This window comes from Hymenobacter piscis (genome assembly GCF_018760735.1).
GTDB classification, from domain to species: Bacteria; Bacteroidota; Bacteroidia; order Cytophagales; family Hymenobacteraceae; genus Hymenobacter; species Hymenobacter piscis.
In genome coordinates this window covers 1-19673 of sequence record NZ_JAHHZN010000007.1, presented here as the reverse complement: position 1 = coordinate 19673, position 19673 = coordinate 1, and the positions used below count along the sequence as shown (strand labels likewise).

General features: G+C 62.5%; 18 protein-coding genes and 1 tRNA gene. 10 read left to right on the top strand and 9 right to left on the bottom strand.

All coding sequences use genetic code 11. The features are described 5' to 3' along the window. The first annotated feature begins 242 nt into the window (after positions 1 to 242). Together KLP40_RS09230 and KLP40_RS09225 are read left to right on the top strand one after the other, a co-directional pair. Positions 243 to 1046, top strand: a complete 804-nt coding sequence (locus KLP40_RS09230; protein WP_215593493.1) for a DUF3050 domain-containing protein — start codon at positions 243 to 245, stop codon at positions 1044 to 1046. Positions 1047 to 1136: 90 nt separating this feature from the next. After that, complete coding sequence (locus KLP40_RS09225) at positions 1137 to 1481, top strand: hypothetical protein (RefSeq protein ID WP_215593492.1); 345 nt, start codon at positions 1137 to 1139, stop codon at positions 1479 to 1481. A gap of 87 nt (positions 1482 to 1568) precedes the next feature. Here the strand turns inward: KLP40_RS09225 and KLP40_RS09220 are convergent, their stop codons facing one another. Continuing rightward, entirely contained in the window at positions 1569 to 2201 is a 633-nt protein-coding gene (locus tag KLP40_RS09220) for a hypothetical protein (protein ID WP_215593491.1), read from the bottom strand. A gap of 215 nt (positions 2202 to 2416) precedes the next feature. On the opposite strand from KLP40_RS09220, the gene metG reads away from it, so the two are divergent. Next, positions 2417 to 4465 (top strand): methionine--tRNA ligase, encoded by a 2049-nt coding sequence (gene metG / locus KLP40_RS09215; RefSeq protein ID WP_215593490.1) that lies wholly within the window; start codon positions 2417 to 2419, stop codon positions 4463 to 4465. A gap of 161 nt (positions 4466 to 4626) precedes the next feature. On the opposite strand, the gene pth is transcribed toward metG, so the two are convergent. From pth to KLP40_RS09190, 5 genes are all read right to left on the bottom strand, one after another. Then, positions 4627 to 5193: an aminoacyl-tRNA hydrolase gene (gene pth, locus KLP40_RS09210; protein ID WP_215593489.1), complete on the bottom strand. Its 567-nt coding sequence runs from the start codon at positions 5191 to 5193 to the stop codon at positions 4627 to 4629. A 211-nt stretch (positions 5194 to 5404) separates the two neighbouring features. Then, a complete protein-coding gene (locus KLP40_RS09205; protein WP_215593488.1) occupies positions 5405 to 5977 on the bottom strand; it encodes a 50S ribosomal protein L25/general stress protein Ctc in 573 nt (190 codons plus the stop codon). Between the two features lie 148 nt (positions 5978 to 6125). Next, positions 6126 to 7184 carry a DUF6340 family protein gene (locus tag KLP40_RS09200; RefSeq protein WP_215593487.1) on the bottom strand — a complete coding sequence of 353 codons (1059 nt, stop codon included), beginning with the start codon at positions 7182 to 7184 and terminating at the stop codon, positions 6126 to 6128. A 124-nt stretch (positions 7185 to 7308) separates the two neighbouring features. Next, the gene (locus KLP40_RS09195) at positions 7309 to 8238 is read right to left on the bottom strand and encodes a ribose-phosphate pyrophosphokinase (RefSeq protein WP_215593486.1); all 930 of its coding nucleotides are present in this window, start codon (positions 8236 to 8238) and stop codon (positions 7309 to 7311) included. A 181-nt stretch (positions 8239 to 8419) separates the two neighbouring features. Beyond that, positions 8420 to 8492, bottom strand: a tRNA-Gln gene (locus tag KLP40_RS09190). A gap of 266 nt (positions 8493 to 8758) precedes the next feature. Here KLP40_RS09190 and atpD point away from each other — a divergent pair. From atpD to KLP40_RS09165, 5 genes are all read left to right on the top strand, one after another. Further along, positions 8759 to 10267 (top strand): F0F1 ATP synthase subunit beta, encoded by a 1509-nt coding sequence (atpD, locus tag KLP40_RS09185; RefSeq protein ID WP_215593485.1) that lies wholly within the window; start codon positions 8759 to 8761, stop codon positions 10265 to 10267. A gap of 107 nt (positions 10268 to 10374) precedes the next feature. Further along, positions 10375 to 10614, top strand: coding sequence for an ATP synthase F1 subunit epsilon (gene atpC / locus KLP40_RS09180; RefSeq protein WP_215593484.1), 240 nt, complete (start codon positions 10375 to 10377; stop codon positions 10612 to 10614). A 178-nt stretch (positions 10615 to 10792) separates the two neighbouring features. After that, complete coding sequence (locus KLP40_RS09175) at positions 10793 to 11926, top strand: trans-sulfuration enzyme family protein (protein WP_215593483.1); 1134 nt, start codon at positions 10793 to 10795, stop codon at positions 11924 to 11926. 260 nt (positions 11927 to 12186) lie between these two features. Further along, the gene (locus KLP40_RS09170) at positions 12187 to 12645 is read left to right on the top strand and encodes a DUF2147 domain-containing protein (RefSeq protein WP_215593482.1); all 459 of its coding nucleotides are present in this window, start codon (positions 12187 to 12189) and stop codon (positions 12643 to 12645) included. A gap of 4 nt (positions 12646 to 12649) precedes the next feature. Continuing rightward, positions 12650 to 13744, top strand: a complete 1095-nt coding sequence (locus tag KLP40_RS09165) for a DUF6268 family outer membrane beta-barrel protein (protein ID WP_215593481.1) — start codon at positions 12650 to 12652, stop codon at positions 13742 to 13744. Between the two features lie 347 nt (positions 13745 to 14091). Here KLP40_RS09165 and KLP40_RS09160 read toward each other — a convergent pair whose 3' ends face one another. From KLP40_RS09160 to KLP40_RS09150, 3 genes are all read right to left on the bottom strand, one after another. Next, positions 14092 to 15237 carry a DegT/DnrJ/EryC1/StrS family aminotransferase gene (locus KLP40_RS09160; RefSeq protein ID WP_215593480.1) on the bottom strand — a complete coding sequence of 382 codons (1146 nt, stop codon included), beginning with the start codon at positions 15235 to 15237 and terminating at the stop codon, positions 14092 to 14094. 150 nt (positions 15238 to 15387) lie between these two features. Continuing rightward, positions 15388 to 16104, bottom strand: a complete 717-nt coding sequence (locus tag KLP40_RS09155; RefSeq protein WP_215593479.1) for an acetyltransferase — start codon at positions 16102 to 16104, stop codon at positions 15388 to 15390. A 2-nt stretch (positions 16105 to 16106) separates the two neighbouring features. Further along, on the bottom strand, positions 16107 to 16778 hold the full coding sequence (locus tag KLP40_RS09150) for a sugar transferase (RefSeq protein ID WP_215593478.1): 672 nt from the start codon (positions 16776 to 16778) through the stop codon (positions 16107 to 16109). A gap of 201 nt (positions 16779 to 16979) precedes the next feature. Here KLP40_RS09150 and ispE point away from each other — a divergent pair, with 201 nt between their 5' ends. Beyond that, positions 16980 to 17804, top strand: coding sequence for a 4-(cytidine 5'-diphospho)-2-C-methyl-D-erythritol kinase (ispE, locus tag KLP40_RS09145; protein WP_215593477.1), 825 nt, complete (start codon positions 16980 to 16982; stop codon positions 17802 to 17804). Between the two features lie 230 nt (positions 17805 to 18034). Next, entirely contained in the window at positions 18035 to 19570 is a 1536-nt protein-coding gene (locus KLP40_RS09140; RefSeq protein WP_215593476.1) for an RHS repeat-associated core domain-containing protein, read from the top strand. Positions 19571 to 19673 lie beyond the last annotated feature (103 nt).

Sequence of the window (19673 nt, the reverse complement as noted above, 5' to 3'; positions counted from 1 at the left end):
GATAGTTGTCAGTTGTCAGGACCACATTCCTTCACTGACAACTGACAACTGACAACTGACAACTATCAACCGACAACTATCACCTGACAACTCAATTACTTTTGCAAATGGCCCGCTGGCAATCCGAGCCGGTGGGCCATTTCGTTTGTTGTCAGTCCGAAAGGCCTGGTTCGGGCGTAGCCGGGCTTTTCTACTCCTGTTTCGTACCTGATGCCCGTCGCGAAAAGCGTGTTGCCTGCCTTATGCTGACTCAAACCAAACCCGATTCTATTGCCGACCTCCAGGCCGCCCTGGCGCCGGCCCGCGCGCAGCTGGTGGCCCACGGCGTGTACCAGTCGCTACACTCGCTGGAAGACCTGCGCGTGTTCATGCAGCACCACGTGTTTGCCGTCTGGGATTTTATGTCCTTGCTCAAGGCCCTGCAGCGGGACCTGACCTGCGTAACGGTGCCCTGGGTGCCCCGCGGCAACCCCGCCACCCGCCGCCTCATCAACGACATCGTGCTGGAGGAGGAAACCGACGTGGACCCCGAAGGCCGGCCCGCCAGCCATTTCGAGCTGTACCTGCGCGCCATGCGCGAGTGCGGGGCCGATACTGCGCCCGTAGAGCGCCTGCTGGGCGCCCTGGCCCAAGGCGCTTCGGTGGCCGACGCCCTGGCCGCGGCCGATGCCCCGGCCTCGGTGCGCGAGTTCGTGCTCGATACCTTCCGCCTCATCGATTCGGGCCAGACCCACGCGGTGGCTGCCGCCTTCACCTTCGGGCGCGAAGACGTGATTCCGGATATGTTCCGCCACCTCGTGCACGATTTGCGCCAGCGTTTCCCCGGCCAGCTCGACACGTTTACCTACTACCTCGACCGCCACATCCAGCTCGACGAGGAAGTGCACACGCCCCTGGCCCAGCAGATGGTGCGCGAGCTGTGCGCCGACAACCCCCAGCGCTGGATTGAAGCCGAAGCCACGGCCGTGCGCTGCATGCAGGCCCGCGTAGCCCTCTGGGACGGCATCCGGGCCGATTTGGCGGGCAGCGCTGCCGAAGCCCGGTAATTTAGCCCTTGCCTGCCCCAACTTCGCGGGGTGCCGCCCGTTAGCAAAGGGAGCCGACCTACTGGAGGTCGGTTCCCTTTGCTTTTTGCCATGCGCCACCCTGCTTTTTTTCGAATTCTAATGCCCGCCGCGCTGCTGCTGGGCGGCTGCACTACGGCCCAGGATACGGCCGCCGAGGACTCGGCTGCCCGCCGGGTTCCCAGCCGCATTCTCACCGACGCCGACCGCCAGGCCGCCTACAACAGCAACGCCGGCTACAGCGGGGCCACGCCCGACGCCACCCCGGGCCGCGTTCGGCTGGGCAACCAGGCCAGCGGCATCAACTCCCAGAAGCGCCCCGAAACCCTCAACACTGACGACAACAACACCAGCACACCCCAGACCCGCCTCCAGCGCGTGCAAGGGGCCCCCGCTGATACCCTGCGCCTGCCTTAGCCCGGCTGTGATTTTCGCTTATATTCAAACGGAAAGGCCCGTTACCGGAATGGTAACGGGCCTTTCTGCCTACCAGGTGCCTGCGGGTTAGGCGCCGGTTTCTTCCGTTTGGGGAGCTGAATCGGCGGGTGGGGTGGGCTTTTTGGCGGCGGGGCGGGGGCGGGTGGCCGACGCTTTCGGGGTGGCCGTTTTAGCGGCTGCAGGGCGGCTGGTCCGGCTGGTGGCTGGTTTAGTGGCCGAGGTAGCAGCGCTGGCGGCGCGGGCCCGGCTGCGGCTAGCGGCGGGCTTGGGGGCCGGAGTGGGCTCGGGCAGGGAGGCCGGGTCAGCGGTGGCCGAAATGCTGTCGGAGGCGGCGGGCGTGCCGGTTTCGTGGTGGCGCACGATGGTATGCAGGGCCTGCTCGAAGAGGTGCTCCATGTCGGTGTCGAGGCGGCGGGTGGCATCCTGCACCACCTCCTGCAGCCGGGCTTTGGCTTCCTTGCGCACGCGCTTTACCACCTCCTTGATGCGGTTGTCAAGCTCCTTCTGCAGCTGCTTGGCGGCTACTTTGAGAGCCTTTTTCTGGTCGCCCTTCTTGGTGCTCCGCTTCTCGTTAAGAGCTGCCGCGGCCGATTTGGTGGCTTTAGCCGCCTTGCGCTGGGCTTTTTCGGCCGGGTCTTTAGATTCCTTGGTCGCTTTGGCTTTCTTGGCCGGCTTCTCCGGGGCTGATTTCTTGGACATGTTTGGGGGAAAGAAGTAGAAAGGGGTGTGGAACCTGGTACGACAAACCGCGACGGGAGGTGGTTTAAATATAGAAGAATTAACATAACCATCCCGCCGCCCGCTGCCCAACAGCCGGCCGGCCGCGGCTTTCCTCTTTATTCCTCGTTCCTTTGCACTCCCGTGGGCTTTCTGGCCGCGGTTCTCTTCTGATTTAGTTGCATTCTGCCCCCGATATGGCCTCATCTGCCCCCAAGCGCTACACCGTTACGGCCGCGCTGCCCTACGCCAACGGCCCCGTGCACATCGGCCACCTGGCCGGCGTGTACCTGCCCGCCGACATCTACGTGCGCTACCTGCGCGCCCAGCAGCGCGACGTAAAATTCATCTGCGGCTCCGATGAGCACGGCGTGCCCATTACCATCCGGGCCCAGAAGGAAGGCGTCACGCCCCAGCAGGTGGTGGATAAGTACCACGCCATCATTCGCGACTCGTTCCAGGATTTCGGCGTGTCGTTCGATATCTACTCGCGCACCTCCTCCCAAACGCACGCCGAGGTAGCCAGCGGCTTTTTCAAGAAGCTCTACGAGGAAGGTGAGTTCATTGAGCAGACTTCCGAGCAGTACTACGACGAGAAGGCCGACCAGTTTCTGGCCGACCGCTACATCGTGGGGACCTGCCCCAACTGCGGCAACGAAAACGCCTACGGCGACCAGTGCGAGAAGTGCGGCACTTCGCTCAGCCCCACCGAGCTGATCAACCCCCGCTCCATGCTCTCGGGCAACCACCCCGTGCTGCGCGAAACCAAGCACTGGTACCTGCCCCTCGACCAATACGAGCCCTGGCTGCGCGAGTGGATTGTGGAAGGCCACAAGCAGGACTGGAAAGCCAACGTGTACGGCCAGTGCAAATCGTGGATCGACCAGGGCCTGCACCCCCGCGCCGTGACGCGCGACCTGGACTGGGGCGTGCCCGTGCCGGTGGCCGGGGCCGAGGGCAAGGTGCTCTACGTGTGGTTTGATGCGCCCATCGGCTACATCTCGGCCACCAAAGACCTGCTGCCCGACACCTGGGAAACCTACTGGAAAGACCCCGAAACCAAGCTGGTACACTTCATCGGCAAGGACAATATCGTGTTCCACTGCATCATCTTCCCCACGATGCTCAAGGCCCACGGCGACTATATCCTGCCCGATAACGTGCCCGCCAACGAATTCCTGAACCTGGAAGGCGATAAAATCAGCACGAGCCGCAACTGGGCCGTGTGGCTGCACGAGTACCTGCAGGATTTCCCCGGCCAGGCCGACGTGCTGCGCTACGTGCTCTGCGCCAATGCCCCCGAAACCAAGGACAACGACTTCACCTGGAAGGATTTCCAGGCCCGCAACAACAACGAGCTGGTCGCCAACCTCGGCAACTTCGTGAACCGGGCTGTAGTGCTCACCCACAAGTTCTTCGAGGGCAAAGTACCCGCCGCCGTGGGCTTTACCACCGAGGATGAGGACGTGCTGCGCCAGCTGCAGGAGTTCCCGGCCCGCATCGGAGAGCTGATTGACAACTACCGCTTCCGCGACGCCCTGAACGAGCTGATGAACCTCTCGCGCCTCGGCAACAAGTACCTGGCCGACCAGGAGCCCTGGAAGCTCATCAAAACCGACGAGGCCCGCACCGGTACCGTGCTGCACGTTTCCTTGCAGCTGGCCGCCGCTATGGTTACGCTACTGGAGCCTTTCCTGCCCGAAGCTGCCGCCCGCCTGGGCCGGATGCTCAATACCGAGAAGGGCACCTGGCCCCAGGCCGGCCGCCCCGACGCGCTGCCCGCCGGCCACCAGCTGGCCGAAGCTGCCCTGCTGTTCACCAAAATCGAGGACGCCACCGTGGAAGCCCAGGTGCAGAAGCTGCTCGACACCAAGAAAGCCAACGAGCTGGCCGCCGCCGTAGCCGCCCCCGCCAAGGATGACGTGAGCTTCGAGCAGTTCCAGCAGATGGACCTGCGCATCGGCACCATCGTAGCCGCCGAGAAGGTCGCCAAAACCAAAAAGCTGCTCAAGCTCAGCGTAGACCTCGGTTTCGAGGAGCCCCGCACCATCGTCTCGGGCATTGCCGAGCACTTCCTGCCCGAGGCCCTCATTGGCCAGCAGGTGCAGGTGCTGCTCAACCTCGCCCCCCGCGAAATCAAAGGCATCCAAAGCCAGGGCATGCTCCTGATGGCCGAAAACGCCGACGGCGTGCTCAGCCTCATGCAGCCCAGCAGCCCCGTCCGGCCGGGTTCGGGCGTGGCGTAAATCAGGAGTAAGTCTGTAAAAAAAACGCTTGTCATCCTGAGCGGAGCGAAGGATCCTGTCACGCCAGCACGAGTCGTTATTACGACTGCTAACGTGACAGGATCCTTCGCTCCGCTCAGGATGACAGGCGTTTTTATATTGACCTGATGTTGCCCTGAAGGCTATTTCACGTTCACCACGTTCATAGCCCGTTCCACGCCCATTGCCCCAAAAGCCAGTACGGCATCGGCGGCTTTTTCCAGGCGACCTTCCAGGTCGATGTTCTCATCGGCGGAAAAGGGGCTGAGCACGTAGTCCACTTGGCGGCCTTTGGAGAAGCTGGAGTCGATACCGAAGCGCAGGCGGGCGTACTCGTCGGAGCCCAGGGTTTCCTGGATGTGCTTGAGGCCGTTCTGGCCGCCGGCCGAGCCTTTGGCTTTCAGCCGCAGCTTGCCGAAGGGCAGGGCCAGGTCGTCGGTGACCACCACCATGTTTTCCTTGGTGAGCTTGAGCGTGCTCAGCCAGTGAGCCGCCGCCTTGCCGCTCAGGTTCATGTAGGTGGTGGGCTTCACCAGCACGTAGGTATGGCCCTTGTGGCGGATTTCGGTGGTGAAGGCGTGGCGCCCCAGCTGCCAGGGCGCCGCGTCGTGTTTGCGGGCCAGGTAGTCGCCCACCATGAAGCCCACGTTGTGGCGGGTGTCGGCGTATTCGGGGCCAATGTTGCCCAGGCAGAGCACTAGAAACTTCATAGCACGGATTTTCGCGGATGTTGGGGCTGACGACGCCGATGCCGGGGCGCTGGTGCGTCCGGCTACATCCGGCTTAGTTACAATGGAGAAGAAAGAGCAAAAATAAAGAGCCGCCCCAGCAAGCAGGACGGCTCTTTACGCAAATTTTCGGGGAAGGCTGCGCCGCCGGAATCGGCGTCAGCAGGCTGAACATCCGCGAAAATCAGGGATATTACTTGTCGGCCGACATCTGGCCTTTCAGGGCACGTGGGATGGCCACGGTGGCAATGGGAGCCTGCTCGTTGGTGAGGATGGTGTAGCCTTTGGCTTCCACTTTGCTCACTTTGATGGATTTGCCCAGGCCCAGGTCCGAAATGTTTACCTCCACGTAGTCGGGCAGGTTTTCGGGGGTAGCCTTCACTTTGATTTTGCGCAGCTTGCTCACCAGCTTACCACCGGCCAGTACGCCCGGCGAAACGCCCACGTACTTCACGGGGATGTCCATTTTCACTTCTTTGCCTTCTTCCAGCTCCAGGAAGTCAACGTGCAGCAGCATCTCGTTCACGGGATGGAACTGGGCGTCCTGCACGATGGCGCGGTACATGGTACCTTCCACGTTCAGGTCTACGATGTGCACCTCGGGGGTGTACAGCAGCTCGCGGAACAAAATGGCGGGAACGGAGAAGTGCACCTGCTCAGCGCCGCCGTACAGTACGCAAGGAACGTACGAGTCGAGGCGGAGCGCCTTGGCGTCCTTCTTACCGAGATTCGCTCTTTTAAACCCTACAATCTCGAGGCTTTTCATAAAAGTGTGCTTTGGGGAGTGAAATCCGCTTACCCACAGCAGGCAAACGGGCCGCAAAGATAGGGGCTTTCCGCGGGAATTGAAACCTTTATTCCCAGGCAGTTTCCCAAGCCGGCCGACCCGCGGCCCGCGCGCCTGCCGCCGGAAGCTAGTGGGTGGCGGGCAGCTGCCGGCTGGCTTCGGATTCGCTCTGCTGGCGCAGCTGCAGCTCCCGCAGGTAGGCGGTAGCAGCCCGCAGCCGGTGGGTGTAAGCGGCCTGGCGGGCGTACTCAATGGCCTCGGGCAGGCGGTTGTTGAGCTCCTCGTACACGGCCAGGTTATAATAGGCGCGGCCGGCCACGTCGGGGTTGGCGCTGCGGGCGGCCTGCTGCCAGGCGGCGGCGGCTTCGGCCCAGTCGGTGGCGGCCACCATCTGCCTGGCCTGCTCCATGTGGGCGTCTTTGCGGGCGCGGGTGAACACCTGGCGCGACAGGGCCACGTAGGACGGCGCAATACGGCGGGCGTACTGGTCGCCGACGCGGGTGGCTACCTGGCGGATGCACTCGGCCGGGGCGGGCATCCGGCGCAGGGCTTCCTGGTAAGTGGGGCCTTCGTTGGTCCATACCATCCGGTCTTCCTGCTTGGCCTGGTCCACCACGGTGCCGTCGGGGCCGTAGGTGCGGAAGCCGGTGACCAGCCGCATTTCCAGCACGGCCACCGTCACGGCCACCTTGCGGTCGGGCTTGTCCTTCTCCTTGATCACGCGCTCCTCCTGGTGCTGGGTCACCTGCATGTCGGAGTCGAAGGCCTCGAGCACCACCAGCCCATCCACCTGGCTTTCGGCGCAGACCCGCCGCACGTAGTCGGGGGCCATGGGAGGCAGGAAGAACTCCCGGGTGCGGCCCAGCAGCTGCAGATTGGCCGGCGTGACTTTAAAGCGGGGGCTGTTGCGCATCAGCGACTCGCCCACGCTCATGGCGCAGGCTTCGGTACCGGCCCGGTCCACCAGCAGGCCCTCGCCGGTAAAAATGCCTTCCAGCACATCGAAAAACTTGTCGCGCCCGCTTTCCGGCAGCACCCGGCTGGCCGTGGCAATGCGGCTCATGGAGGCGGGCATCGTGACGGCCGCCGGGGCCAGGGACTGCATGGGTACGGTGGCGGTGCAGGCGGAGAGCAGGCTCAGGGACAGCAGGCCGGCAGTAGCGAGGTGGAGGATAGCAGTTTTCATCGCCGTAAAAATAAAAAAGAGAAGGAGGGAACCATTTTCGGTTTCCTCCTTCTCAAGACCGTGCCAGTTTTTGGCTAAACCAGCGGCCGGCAGCGACTAAAGCAACCGGACCGGGGCCGGGAGCTTAAATGAACAGCGAGCTGATGGACTCGTGGGTGACCACGTTGCGGATGGCCTGGGCGAAGAGGCTGGCCAGGGAAATAACCTTGATTTTGGGGTTTTCCTCCTTCAGCGGAATGGTGTCGGTAATTACCAGCTCCTCCAGCACCGAGTTGCGGATCCGCTCGTGGGCCGGGCCCGAGAGCACGCCGTGGGTAATCACGGCCCGCACCGATTTGGCCCCGCGCTCCATCAGCAGCTCGGCGGCCTTGCAGATGGTACCGGCCGTGTCCACGATGTCATCCACGAGCACCACGTTCATACCCGTCACGTCGCCAATAACCTGCATGGAAGCAATTTCATTGGCCCGCAGGCGCATTTTGTCGCAGACCACGATTTCGGCCCCGAACTTCTTGGCGAAGGCCCGGGTGCGCACCACGCCCCCCACGTCGGGCGAGGCGAAAATCAGGTTGTCGAGGCCCAGGGACTGGATGTAGGGCGCCGAGACGGTGGCCCCGTCGAGGTGGTCGACGGGAATATCAAAGAAGCCCTGAATCTGGCCGGCGTGCAAATCGCAGGTCATCAGGCGGTCGGTGCCCACGCTCTGCACGAAATCGGCCACCACTTTGGCCCCGATGCTCACGCGCGGTTTGTCTTTGCGGTCCTGGCGGGCATAGCCGTAGTAGGGCATCACCACGGTCACGGAAGCGGCCGAGGCGCGCTTGGCCGCGTCCACCATCAGCATGAGCTCCATCAGGTTTTCGGCCGGCGGGTTGGTGCTCTGGATCAGGAACACGGCGCAGCCCCGGATGCTCTCGTTGAAGCTGGGGCCGAGTTCCGTGTCGGCGAAGCGCTGAATGCTCAGGTCGCCGAGCTGGGTGCCGTAGGCGGCGGCAATTTGCTGACCTAGTTCGCGGGAGGCGTTGCCGGCGAAGATTTTGACTTGCTGTGCCATGAAAAGGGTAGGGGTGGAAAAGAAAAAAGTCATTCCGACCAAAGTGAGCAAGCGGAGCCGGGGGCAACTTCGCTTCCTCGCTGCGGGGGAATGACACGGAAAAGGCAGAAACAATAAAAGCGAAAGGCGCCGACTCTTCCGGCAGGGGAAGAATCAGCGCCTTTCGCGTTGTGGTAGTCGGTTGTCCGACCAGGGCTCGAACCTGGACTTTCTTGAATCAAAATCAAGCGTGTTGCCAGTTACACCATCGGACAATTTCCCGCTGACAACCTGTGGAGGTGTGCCGTTTGGTTGTGCAAATGTACGGCGGCTTTTATTCCAGGCAAATTTCCGGCGAAATATTTTTCCCAACTTTTTCGCCTCCGAGGCCCGTTGACGCCTTTTTGGGGCTGAAAATCAGTCATTCAGGCCCCGAAAAAAAAGTTGAAAACCGCCCGTTTTCGGTTGCCTTGCCAATGCCGGGATTAAGCCGTAGTTTTGCGGCCTGAATCGTTGCACCCATCCCAATCTATAAAACGCAATGGCGAATACCGGTAAAATCACCCAGGTCATTGGTCCCGTCGTGGACGTGAGCTTCGCGGGTGAAGGCTCCAAGCTTCCCAACATCCTCGACGCCCTCGAAGTCACGAAAGGCAATGGCCAGGTGGTCGTGCTCGAAGTACAGCAGCACCTCGGTGAAGACCGGGTCCGCACCATCGCCATGGATTCGACCGAAGGTCTGACCCGCGGTGCCGCCGTGCGCGACCTGGGCGCTCCTATGTCGATGCCCACGGGCGAAGGCATCAAGGGCCGTCTCTTCAACGTTATCGGCCAGGCCATCGATGGCATTCCCCAGCCCAAGAGCGACGGCCCCCTGCCCATTCACCGGCAGGCCCCGCCCTTCGAGGACCTGGCTACCTCGTCGGAAATCCTCTACACGGGTATCAAAGTAATTGACCTGCTCGCTCCCTATGTAAAGGGTGGTAAGATTGGTCTGTTCGGTGGTGCCGGCGTAGGCAAAACCGTACTCATCATGGAGCTGGTAAACAACATCGCCAAGGCCTACGCGGGTCTGTCGGTGTTTGCCGGTGTGGGCGAGCGGACCCGCGAGGGCAACGACCTGCTGCGCGAATTCATTGAGTCGGACATCATCAAGTACGGCGAGGACTTCAAGCACTCGATGGAGCAAGGCGGCTGGGACCTGACCAAGGTCGACGAAACCGAACTGCTCAAATCGCAGGCTACGCTTGTGTTCGGGCAGATGAACGAGCCTCCCGGAGCCCGCGCCCGCGTCGCCCTCTCGGGCCTCACGGTAGCCGAGAACTTCCGCGACGGGGATGGCACCGGCTCCGGCCGCGACATCCTGTTCTTCATCGACAACATCTTCCGCTTCACCCAGGCCGGCTCCGAAGTATCGGCTCTGCTGGGCCGGATGCCGTCGGCCGTAGGGTACCAGCCCACGCTGGCCACCGAAATGGGCGCCATGCAGGAGCGGATTACCTCCACCAAGCGCGGTTCCATCACGTCGGTACAGGCCGTGTATGTGCCGGCTGATGACTTGACTGACCCGGCTCCGTCGACGACGTTTGCCCACTTGGACGCTACCACCGTACTGAGCCGTAAAATCTCCGAGTTGGGCATCTACCCCGCCGTGGACCCGCTGGACTCGACCTCGCGCATTCTGGATGCCACCATCCTCGGCGACGAGCACTACAACACGGCCCAGCGCGTGAAGGAGATTCTGCAGCGCTACAAGGAACTGCAGGACATCATCGCCATCCTGGGTATGGACGAACTCTCGGAGGAAGACAAGCTGACCGTAACGCGCGCCCGTCGGGTGCAGCGCTTCCTGTCGCAGCCCTTCCACGTAGCCGAGCAGTTCACCGGCCTGAAAGGCGTACTGGTTGACATCAAGGAAACCATCGTGGGCTTCAACGCCATCATCGACGGTACCTACGACCACCTGCCCGAGGCCGCCTTCAACCTGGTAGGCAACATCGACGACGCCGTGGCCAAAGGCGAGAAGCTGATGGCCGAAGCTGGGAAGTAATTTTTTCTAATGTGGGGAATGTGCTGATGGGGGAAATGTGAATATGCTTCGGCTCACACCCTCATCAGCACATTCAACACATTTTCACATTTCTCACATTAGAAAACATGCATCTGGAAATCATCACGCCCGACCGGAAGGTATTTGAAGGCGAGGTTAGCTCGGCCCGGTTTCCGGGTGCCGACGGCCTGTTTGAAGTGCTGAACAACCACGCGCCCATGATTTCGGCGCTGAAAGAAGGCGACGTGGTGCTCAACAACGGCGCGACTACCTTCCGCATTGAGGGCGGGGTAGTAGAGGTGCTGCGCAACAACGTAATCGTGCTGGCCGAAGGCGCTTCGGCGTAACTTCCGGGTTTCAGCTTCCGCTTGAAAAGCCTTTCCTTTGCGGGAAAGGCTTTTTGTTTGCGCACTAATGTTCGCTGCTTGCCCTTGATCTGGCTGATTCCCAACGAGTCAGCTAGTTGAGGTGAGTCAGCACGAAGAGTCAGTGCCATCACAGTTATTCAGCGCGAAGCAGCGGTTTATGGAAATTCACCCCAAAATCACCCCGATTTACCAGACGTCGGTTTTCAAGTTCGAGGACCTCAACGAACTGGAGCTTTACTTCGGGGAGCCCGGCAGCCGCTACCTGTACTCGCGCAACGGCAACCCTAACTCCGACGAGCTGGCCCAGGCCCTGACGCGGCTGGAAGGCGGGGCCGGAGCGGTGGCTACAGGCTCGGGCATGGCGGCCATCTTCGCGGCCCTGCTGACGTACTGCGTCGCCGGCGACCATGTGCTGTGCGCCGCCGATATTTACGGGGGCTCGTCGGCGCTGCTGAATCAGGAGCTGAGCCGGCTGGGCCTCACGGTGAGCTACGTGCCCTTCGGGGAGCTGACCACCAACCTGGCGGCCTACCGGCAGCCCCGTACCCGCCTGCTGCTCTGCGAAACCATCAGCAACCCCCTGCTGCGGGTGGCCGACCTGGGTGCCGCCGCCGAAGCCGCCCACGCCCTGGGCCTGAAGCTGGTGGTGGACAACACGTTTGCCTCGCCCATTATTACCCGCCCCTTCGAGCACGGCGCCGACCTGGTCATGCACAGCGTGACCAAGTACGTGGCCGGCCACTCCGACGTGACGGCCGGCGTGGTAGTGGCCCGCACCGCCGAGGATGCCGCCCGGCTCCAGCAGCTGGGCACCTTGTTCGGGCTCACGCTGAGTCCCATGGAAAGCTGGCTGGCCGTGCGGGGCCTCAAAACCCTGCGTTTGCGCATGGCCGCCCACTGCGAAAACGCCCAGGCCGTGGCCGAGCTCCTGGTCGCGCACCCGGCCGTAGGCGAAGTATTCTACCCGGGCCTGCCCCAGCACCCCCAGCACGCGCCGGCCGCCATTCAGGGCGCCGGCCAGTTCGGGGGCATGGTTTCGTTCCGCCTCGCCGCCGATACCACCGACGCCGTGAACCGCTTCATGCGGGCCAGCCAGCGGTTCCCGTTTGCGCCCTCCCTGGCGGGAGTAGATTCGTCCTTGTCGTACCCGGCGGGCACCTCGCACCGGGCGCTGACTGCGGAGCAGCGCCAGGAACTGGGCATCACGGCCGGGCTGGTGCGGCTGAGCGTGGGCATCGAGCCGGGGGCTGAGCTGCTGGCCGACTTGCGGCAGGCGCTGGCCGCCGTCTGATCCGACGGTTAGTGGTTACGCAGGGCAGACGGTGCGGGCCAACCGGCCCCGGGCTTCCAAAAGTAGATCAGGGTGGCACGGTATTGGGCTTGATGCTAGCCGGGAGCAGAAAGTGCGTTGCGAGCGTACCACTAAGCGACCGGCCTGCTGGGTAACGGCATTAAAACGCGGTTAAAGCTGTTTTTTTACGGTTTTATTGTTTCTATTTGAGAAACGTATTGTTCTGCTTCTTCTTCCCACTCACTTTTCCCACTACCGTCATGAATACCCTGAAACAAACCCTTTTCGCGTTGCTGCTGGTCCTGGTGACTTCGGCTGCCGCCCTGGCCCTGGCTGACAATCCGGATGCGGTGCTGGGCGTATGGAAAAATGGGGAAGGCACGGGCATGGTGCAGATCTACAAAAGCGGCGACAAATACTTTGGCCGCATCGTGTGGCTTAAAGTAGCCAACAACCCCGACGGCACGCCCCGCACCGACGTGAACAACCCCACCGAGTCGGTGCGCAGCAAGCCCCTGCGCGGTTTGGTGAACATGCGTGATTTCAAGTACGTGGGCAACAACAAGTGGGAAGGGGGCCAGATTTACGACCCCAAGAACGGCAGCGACTATTCCTGCGAGATGACCCTGACCGACCCCAACACCCTGGAAGTGCGGGGCTTCATCGGGGTGTCGCTTTTCGGCCGCACCGACGTGTGGAAACGGCAGGTAAAGAAGTAGGCTCATGCACCATCTCTCCCGTTTCCTAGTGCCCGGGGCCCTGCTGGCCCTGGGTTCCCTGCTGGTAGCGCCCGCCAGCGCCCAGGACCTGCCCACAGCTCCCGCCGACTCCCTGGGGATGGACGACTTCAGCAGCTTCGGCAACGCCGACGCCACGGAAAATCGTCCCTATGCCAGCCAGAAAGTGCTTTTGCAGAGTCCTACCAAGCTGATTTCGGTGGGCTACGAAGGCCAGTTGTCCTTCGATCTGACGTCGACCGGTCCTCACCAGCCGTCGGTGATTACTCCCGGTCCGGGTCATACACCACCGCTCAACACGGAAGTTACCGAGCAGGTAGACCGCTTCGCGGGCCTGCGGCTGGGCTTCAACGCCCCGGTTATTTCCAATTCCAGCCTGATTCTCAACCTGGGCCTCACGTACTGGAACACCGGCGTACGCATAGCCAATGCCAATCGTACGCCCCTGTTCCGGTCGATGGAGGACGGGCTGCGTTCCACCGGCTTCAACGCCACGGTGTTCCGGCCCCTCAACGACAAGAACTACTTGCTGATTCAGGGCAACGTGGACCTGAACGGCACCTACCGCAACTTCGACGACGTCAGCAGCAAGGCCCTGACCTACAGCGGTACGGCCATTTACGGCTGGAAACCCACCGACTCCTACATGTGGGGACTGGGCGTTACGCGCACTTACCGGGCGGGGCAGCAGCTGCACATTCCGGTGGTGTACTACTTCCGCACCTTTAACCCCAAGTGGGGCGTGGAGGCCATTTTTCCGGCCCGCGTGAACGTGCGGCGTAGTTTTGGCGCCAACTCCCTGCTCATGTTCGGGTACGAGATTGAGGGCAACGCCTATTACCTGGGGCCGGTGAATGGGCAGGACGTGTACCTGCGCCGGGGTGAGCTGAAACCGCGCATCACCTACGAGCGGCAGCTGGCGGGCTTCGTCTGGCTCTCGGCCCAGGCCGGCTACCGCTACAACTACCGCTTCGATGCCTTCAGCAACCAGAACCCCACCGGCGACAACAATCCGCTCTACGAAAATGAGTTGGGGAATCCACTGTACTTTAACCTGAGTATCAATCTGGTGAGTCCCTGAGGCGCGGAGGTAAGCCGCATCGTCAGCGTCTGAACTGCCCCGTCCAGCATATTTTCCGCATGTGAAACGGGTTATAGGCCACGCCTGCTGCAACGGGCGTGGCCTTTCTGTTGCCGGTTGTCAGGTCATCGCCCGAGCCCCGTGGGGCCCATCCACGGGGCTCGGGCCGGTTGCTGGAAACACGAAGCTGAGCAGCGTCCCAGAAGCCCAGCTAATCAGGTGCGTGGCATCTGATTAGCTGAATTACATACCAGTAACGTGGGCTATATACCAGGTTCGCGGAAGTTTGTGCTCCAGGAACTACCCCCGGAACTTTATGTGCTACCGGAGCGGCCGTTGTACTGAATTCAGGCGGGTATTATCTCGCGTATGGCATCGGCTACGCGGCGCAGGTCGGTTTCCTTCATGGCTGAGCCGGAGGGCAGGCACAAACCGCGGGTAAATAAATCGGTACAAACGGCACCACCGTACATGGTCGCGCCTGCGAAGAGCGGTTGCAGGTGCAGGGGTTTCCAGAGCGGGCGGCTCTCCACGTTGTGGGTTTCGAGGTGGAGGCGTAGCTGCTCGGGCGTAACGGCGGTAGCGGCGGGGTCGAGGAGCAGGCAGGACAGCCAGCGGTTGCTGCGGCCCCCGGCGGGTTCGGCGGGGCCGAAGGAGAGGCCGGGCAGGCCCGTCAGGTGCTGCTGGTACCAGGCGTAAATTTCCCGGCGCTTCTTTACGCGGTCCTCGAGCAGGCCCATCTGGCCCCGTCCGATGCCGGCCAGCAGGTTGCTCAGGCGGTAATTGTAGCCCAGCTCTGAGTGCTGGTAGTAGGGCGCGGCGTCGCGGGCCTGGGTGGCCCAGCTCAGGGCCTGCCGGGCCCAGTCGGCGTTGTTGGTTACCAGCACGCCGCCCCCGCTGGTAGTCAGGATTTTGTTGCCGTTGAAGGAAAATACGCCCACCGCCCCGAAGGAGCCCAGGGCCCGGCCTTCGTAGGTGGCGCCCAGGGCCTCGGCGGCATCCTCAAGCACCGGCACCCCGAATTCCTCGGCCACGGCCAGAATTTCGGCCAAGCGGCAGGGCATGCCGTAGAGGTGGACGAGGATGAGGGCCCGGGGCCGGCGGTTCTGGCGGCGCAGGTCTTCCAGGGCTTCGCGCAGCCGCTCGGGGCACATGTTCCAGGTCTGGGCCTCGCTGTCGATAAACACGGGCGTGGCGCCCAGGTAGGTGATGGGGTTGGCCGTGGCTACGAACGTGAACGAGGGGCACAGCACTTCGTCGCCGGGGGCCACGCCCAGCAGGCGCAGGCCCAGGTGGATGGCGGCCGTACCCGAGTTCAGGGCCACGGCGTGAGCTACGCCGGTGGCCTCGCAGATGTCGCGCTCAAACCCATCCAGGTTGGGGCCTACGGGCGCCACCCAGTTGTCCTCAATGGCCTTGTGCAGATAGTTGAGCTCGTGGCGGCCGAGGTGGGGCGGGGAGAGGTATAAACGGTCGTAATCCTGACTGTGCATAAGCGGCGGTGCCCGCGAAGGTCCGCAAAAAAGGCGGCGCGGCAGTAATTTAAGTTGTCAGTTGGTGGTTGTCAGTTGTCAGTGCCTATATAAATAACTGACTGACAACTGACAACTGACAACCGACAACCACCAACTGACAACTAATGGCTAACGACCCGCGGGCGGCGTCAGTATCCGGGCCGGCACGCCTACGGCGGTGCAGTCGGCGGGCAGGTCGCGGATGGCCACGGCCCCGGCTCCGAGGATGGTGCGGGCGCCCACGCGCACCTGGTTGAGCACGGTGGCGTTGGTGCCCAGGTACACGCCCTCGGCCAGGTGGGCCTCGCCGCCCACGTTGGCGTGGGGCATCAGGGAGCAGAAATCCTCCAGCACGGCGTCGTGGCCCACGGTGCAGCCCAGGTTCAGGAGCACGTGGCGGCCCAGGCGGATATCGGTGGTCAGGATGCAGCCCTGGGTGATGAGGCAGCCCGGCCCGATGTGCAGGTGCTGGAACGATTCGGTGCTGACGCCGGGGTGAATCAGGGTCGGAAAGCTCAGCTGCGGCGACGTGAGCCGGCTGACCACCGCGGCCCGGCTGCGGCTGCTGCCCACAGCCACAGCCACGGCCAGTGGGGTAGGGGTGGCGTTGAGGTCCTGAGCATTGCCGAGGTAGCGCAGGCCGTGGATGAGGTCGGTGGCGGGCGGCTGGTCGTCGTAGAAGCCCACCAGCTCCCAGGTGGGCGCCAGGGCGTTGAGCTGGCGCAGGAGCACCAGCACTTCCCGCCCCAGCCCGCCGGCCCCGAAAATGGCCAGCTGCTGCGGCGTCACTGGCGCGGGCGGACGGGTAGGAGCGGGGGCAGCGGGCGACGAAGCGGAAATATGCACGGTCAGGACGAAGAAGGTTCCGAGGTAGGAGCAGAGAGGCTGGCCGAAGCCGGGGAGCCGGTGAAGGCGGTGGTGGTGGCCTGGCCGGCGGCCGTAATGTCGCGGGCGCCCAGCACCCGGGCCACGGTGCGCAGCAGAATCCGCAGGTCAAGCCCGAACGACAGGTTATCGACGTACCAGACGTCGAACGCAAACTTTTGTTCCCAGCTCAGGGCGTTGCGGCCGTTCACCTGGGCCCAGCCCGTGATGCCGGGGCGCACGGCGTGGCGGCGGGCCTGCTCGGGCGAGTACAGGGGCAGGTACTGCACCAGCAGGGGCCGCGGGCCCACCAGGCTCAGGTCGCCGCGCAGCACGTTCCATAGCTGGGGCAGCTCATCGAGGGACGTGGCCCGCACCCAGCGGCCCAGGCGCGGCAGGCGCGCCGCGTCGGGCAGCAGCCGGCCCTGGGCGTCGCGCCGGTCGGTCATGGTCTGGAGCTTGTAGAAGGTGAAAATATGCCCGTGCCGGCCCGGCCGGGGCTGGCGGAACAGCCACGGCCCCCCGTTCTGCCAGGCCAGGGCCAGGGCCACGGGCAGCAGCACCGGCCCGGCCAGCAGCAGGGCCGGGGCCGCCAGCGCCACATCGAGCAGGCGCTTGCCGCGGCGGGCGTACCAGCTTTCTGAGCGGGTAGCCATTGGCGGGTAGCGGTTAGCATTCATTGGGCGAGCCAAGGCAAGGAATAGATGAAAAAGGTGGCCAAAACTGGTCGGAATGCAGCTTCAGCAGCTGTTCATAGGCTGAAACCCGCAAATTCCTGCCAGAACTTAGAATATTGCGCGCTGATTCATCCCCAAAGCTAACAGCCGCCAGCTAACAGCGAACAGCTTTTCAACCCCATGCTCGTCTTCCCCAACGCCAAGCTCAACCTGGGCCTCTACATCACCAGCCGGCGGCCCGATGGCTTCCGCAACCTCGAATCGGTGTTCGTGCCCCTGCCCTGGGCCGATGCCTTCGAGGTGCTGCCGGCTCCGGCCGAAGCCGCCGAAACCACCCTCACGCTCACCGGCCTGCCCATTCCCGGCGACCCGGAAACCAACCTCTGCCGCAAAGCCTATGAGCTGCTGGCTGCCGATTTCAGCCTGCCGGCCGTGCAGTTGCACCTGCACAAAGTCGTGCCCATCGGGGCCGGGCTGGGGGGCGGCTCCGCCGATGCGGCCTTCGCCCTGCAGGCTATCAACAGTCAGTTTGAGCTGAAGCTCACGCCTGGGCAGCTCGAAAGCTACGCCCGCCGCCTGGGCTCCGACTGCGCCTTCTTCATCCGCAACCAGCCCGTGTTTGCCCACTCCCGGGGGGATATGTTCGAGGAATTCGCCCTCGACCTGAGCGGCACCCCGGCCCTGGTGGTCTACCCCGGCCTGCACATCAGCACCGCCGAAGCCTACGCCCGCGTGCAGCCCCGCGCCCCGCGCCACGACCTGCGCCAGAGCCTCGCCGAACCCATGCCCACTTGGCGCGACACCGTCAGCAACGATTTCGAGGAGGCCCTGACCCCGCTCTACCCCGTGCTCGGCGACATCAAGCAGCAGCTCTACGCCGCCGGGGCCACCTACGCCAGCCTCTCCGGCTCTGGTTCCGCCGTCTACGGCCTGTTCCCGGAACTGGCGGAGGCTCCGGATCTGACGTGGCCAGCGGGCTACACAGTCTGGCGCGGGCAGTTGTAGCGTGTGCATTGCACGCGCCTGTCTGATCTGCCAACGTGATAGGAAATGCGTAGCGCGGGGGCACGGGCTCGTACTGGTCGGAGGAGAACCGGCCCTTCAGCACCGGCTACAGCTACGACGCCAACGGTAATCTGCAAACCCTGAACCGCCGCGCCAACAGCCCCAACGCCTACCTCGACCAACTGGAGTACCACTATGGGGCAGGCAACTTTGCCAACCAGCTCCAGTGGGTGGGCGACAAGACCGGAGCGAATGTCTCGGTCGAGGATGTGGACGACCAGTCTAAGTCGCTGACCGAAAACCGGCGCAAGGAGCAGGCCAACTACGACTACGATGGAGTGGGCAACCTCATCCGCGACAACCAGGCGGGCGTGACGAGCATCAGCTGGACGCCCTACGGCAAGATTGCCCAGGTGCTGCGGCCGGGGGGCGTGACAACGAGCTACCTCTACGATGCCCAGGGCAACCGCATCCGCAAGCTGTGGGCCCCGGTGGGCCCGACCAAAACGACCTACTACGTGCGCGACGCCCAGGGCAACCCGTTGGCCATTTACGAGGCCGCGCAGGGCCAGGCCCCGCAGCTGGTGGAGCAGCCGCTCTACGGCAGCGCCCGCCTCGGGGAGCGCAAGCCCGCCGCGCCGCTGAGCGCCGCCGCGCCCCAACCGGGCGTGAGCGGGGCCACCTACGCGCGGGTGCTGGGCCAGAAGCTCTACGAGCTGAGCGACCACCTGGGCAACGTGCGGGCCGTGGTAACGGACGAAAAAACGAGTACCTTGAGCGCCAGCACCGGCAAGCCGCTCACCGGCAGCCTGCAACCGGTGCTGAGCGCCTACTACAACTACTACGCCTTTGGCCAGCTCCAGCCCGGCCGCTACACGGCGGCAAGCATCTCAGCGGGCGGCTACCGTTATGGTTATAATGGACAGGAGAAGTCTGATGATATAACACAAGGACATTACACAGCTGATTTTTGGGAATACGACAGTCGAATCGGTAGGAGATGGAATGTAGATCCTGCTACTAAGCATGACCAATCATCTTACTCAGCATTTGCAAACAATCCTATTTGGTTTGCTGATCCCTTAGGCAATGACACGTTAAAAGTGCAAGGTGCTAATAACTCTATGTTTACGGCATCATATGGGACAGGAACAAAATCTCACTCTTATAAACTATCTGATTATGGTATTAATAAGGATATAGGGAGGCATAACGTAGATTTGGGCATCACTCAGCCTGATGTAATCGGTTTAGATTTGCAAGCATCAGGTCAGTTTACTGTTGCTTCGGCACAACTCGGCGTTAATGTACTTTGGCACACTAGAGGAGAAGAAAATCCATTTGCCCCAGAGGTACACGCATACCATGGTGCCGCAGCTTCATTTAGTTCTAGCTCTTTTATGGCTGACATGAGTGCTTCCGGTTCAGTATCGCTTTTTTGGGGTTGGGCAAAACAAGTCGATAGGATGGGAATTGAAAGACCTGCGCCAAGCAGTTGGGTTGGCAACGGTTATAACTGGACAGGAGATTTTTGGGGAGCGGCATTTTCTATCGGTGAAGGTTACCAAGTCTCAGGCTCGCGGTTTACATCATTAAAGCCTGGATCATCTCCGAGTCCAGGTAGCCCATACTGGAGCGGGTATTCACTTGGTTGGGGTGTAGGAGCAAGTGCCACTGGTGGGTTTCAAAAGGCGGCTAACTTCCTAGATGCTTTAAAAGCTGCTTCAGGAAGTTTTAACCACCTACTCTACCCTACTAAATTTTGAGGGCTAAAACGGGGCGGTCGACCTTTGGGGTTCCTACACCATCCAAATCCGTTCCGCCCCGTGAAGCAACGCCTCAAAGCCAAACTTACGACCCTTTTGCAAC